This is a genomic window from Flavobacterium sp., from assembly GCF_044338735.1.
In the GTDB taxonomy this organism is placed as follows: domain Bacteria; phylum Bacteroidota; class Bacteroidia; order Flavobacteriales; family Flavobacteriaceae; genus Flavobacterium.
On sequence record NZ_JBIIWV010000224.1, the window covers coordinates 1 to 3028 of the forward strand.

Sequence of the window (3028 nt, forward strand, 5' to 3'; positions counted from 1 at the left end):
TGATTCCTGCAAATATTTTTTAAAAAAAAGGTAAAGTTTTTTGAGCGATCTAGGCAAACTTTTGTTTCTCAACCAAATAAGAAGTCATAATTTTTTCAAATTTTTCATCGATTGCTACCGGAATATATTTGATTTGATATTGCAAACACGTAGCTTCTATTGTTTTAAAATAGTTTGAAATGACTTTTTGATAGGCTTCTTGTGTATTTTCGGCAAATAATTGAACGGTTTCGCCGGTTTCAACATCAATAAATTTTCGGGGAGCAGCATCAAAATTAAAGTTCAATTCGGTTTTTTGATCATATACGTGAAAGACCACTACCTTATGTTTATTATGTTTTAGATGCTGAAGCGCTCTAAAAATTTTATCGTTGTCTTCTTCCGACCCTTCGGAATGAAATAAATCGGTAAATAAAATTACCATAGAACGACGGTGCAAATTCTCAGCAATTTGATGTAAATAAGTAACTGTATCGGTGGTTTTTGTCTGGGAATTACTTTTTAAAACTCCTTCTAAAGTATTTAAAATCATGCGATGATGACGATCGCTTCCTTTTTCGGGTGCATAATATTCATAACTATCAGAGTAGATACTTAAACCCACTGCATCGCGCTGTTTTTTTAGTAAGTTCATTAAAACCGCCGAAGCCAATACCGAAAAACCTATTTTATTTTCATAAAAAGGCTGATTCGTTTTCAATTTTGGATAATGCATTGATGAGGAATTGTCAACAATTAAATGACATCGCAAATTGGTTTCTTCTTCATATCGCTTGGTATATAAACGATCGGTTTTGGCAAATAATTTCCAATCAATATGCTTGGTGCTTTCGCCTTGATTATAGGTTTTATGTTCAGCAAATTCAGCAGAAAATCCATGAAACGGAGATTTATGCATGCCAGAAATAAAGCCTTCCACAATTTGGTTTGCTAATAATTCTAAGTGCTCAAAACTGGATATTTTTTCTATTTGCTGCTCTAAATTCATAACGTAAAGATAGGGAAAGATTTTATTTTGTAGGTGAAAGGTTCTGGATAAAAGGTTCTGGATAAAAAAAGGTCCAACTCTCGTTGAACCTTCAATATGTATTTTTTAAAAATTATTATAACAATGCATCAATTGCATCAGTATAGGTTTTCTTAGGAGCCACTCCAACTTGTCTTCCTACTACTTCTCCGTTTTGGAATATTAATACCGTTGGAATATTTCTTACACCATATTTTGCAGCAAATTCTTGGTTTGCATCCACATCTACTTTACCCACTACTGCTTTTCCTTCATATTCGCTGTGAATTTCGTCGATAACTGGTCCAACCATTCTACATGGTCCACACCAAGCTGCCCAAAAATCTACTACTACTGGTTTGTCTGATTTCAAAACTACTTCGTCAAAAGTAGCATCTGTTATTGCTAATGCCATATTTTACTATTTAATTTTATAATTATTTGAATTGCAAATTTAGGAATTTATTACCAATGAAAGTATGTTTTAATATTACTTTTAACTATAGTCTTATATTTAGAATTTATATTAATTCAATTTGAAACTTACTTGCATTTTGTCTAATTCCTGAAGCAATTCAGACGAAATCTTTACTTTTAATTTTCGGCTTGGCATAGAAAGCTTGGTTTTAACTACAATTTCATCCTTTTCAATTGGAATATCGAGGTCCATTTCAGATACTTCTTCTCCTTCATCAGTGATTTCAATTTCTTCTTCGATAATAATCGGGCTTAACTCTATAGTTTTTTTGATGCGTTCTAATTCCATTACTTCAAAGGTTACAGAATGATCTCCTTTATTTGCTGTGAATAATTCGTTTAATTCAGCCACAAAATTGGAATGCAACTCTTTAATATCTAAATGAATGATTAATTTTTTAGCAAATGAGGGCAATACATCGGCCAGCATTTTTGCATCGATAAATTGAATTCTGGGATCAGATTTTTTACCCGTTTCGCGATTGACCCAACCTTCTTTTACATTGATTTTAAAAAACACAAACTGATTTTGTAACAAGAAATGGCGGTATTTTAAATAATCTTCGTCAAAAATTCGGAACTCATAACTTTCGTCATAGCCTTCTAAAACAAAGGTTGCCCATCCTTTTCCGTTTTTAGCGGTTCGATGCTGTACATTGGTTACAATTCCGCCAAAAGAAAGATTTTTACCCAAATGTTGTGCTAAGTTTTTTAGCGTTTCCAATTTTGCCGAGCAGAAATATTTCATTTCAAATTTATATTCATCTAATGGATGACCCGAAATATAAATTCCAACAACTTCTTTTTCTTTGGCTAATTTTTCCATCGTACTCCAATCTTCACAAGGAGGCACTGTGGGTTCTGCTATTTGAACTTCAGAAGCATCGCCAAACAAACTTACTTGCGATGAATTCTCATTTTCTTGAAATTTAGATCCATACCGAATTGCCTTTTCTAAAAACGTAATTCCGTCGCCATCATGATGAAAATATTGTGCGCGGTGGGTTTCGGTAAAACCATCAAAACCACCCGCTAATGCTAAATTTTCAAATGCTTTTTTGTTCGCTGCACGCAAGTCAATTCGCTTTGCTAAATCAAAAATAGATTTATAATTACCCTCTTTTCTATTCTCAACTATGGTTTGAACAGCTCCTGCTCCAACACCTTTAACGGCTCCCATTCCAAAACGCACAGCATAATTTTCGTTTACCGTAAATTTATAGAACGATTCATTCACATCTGGTCCTAAAACGTCTAATCCCATGCGTTTACATTCTTCCATAAAGAAAGAAACTTGCTTGATGTCGTTCATATTATTTGAAAGCACCGCAGCCATGTATTCTGCAGGATAATGTGCTTTTAAATAAGCGGTTTGATAGGCAATCCAAGCATAACAAGTAGAATGCGATTTGTTAAAAGCATAACTAGCAAACGCTTCCCAGTCTTTCCAAATTTTCTCTAAAATAGTCGAATCATGACCCTTTTCTGAAGCTTGCTCGATGAATTTAGGTTTCATTTTATCCAAAACAGGCTTATCTTTTTTAC

The 3028-nt window shown here is 33.6% G+C and carries 2 protein-coding genes and 1 pseudogene; all 3 read right to left on the bottom strand.

Translation table 11 applies throughout. From position 1 onward, the window contains the following. Window positions 1-49 precede the first annotated feature (49 nt). Complete coding sequence (locus ACIQZC_RS10415) at window positions 50-988, bottom strand: DUF58 domain-containing protein (protein WP_396139159.1); 939 nt, start codon at window positions 986-988, stop codon at window positions 50-52. A 115-nt stretch (window positions 989-1103) separates the two neighbouring features. Beyond that, entirely contained in the window at window positions 1104-1421 is a 318-nt protein-coding gene (gene trxA, locus ACIQZC_RS10420) for a thioredoxin (protein ID WP_133608539.1), read from the bottom strand. Window positions 1422-1532: 111 nt separating this feature from the next. Next, window positions 1533-3028 (bottom strand): annotated as a pseudogene (locus tag ACIQZC_RS10425) (DNA polymerase III subunit alpha); the annotation flags it as partial.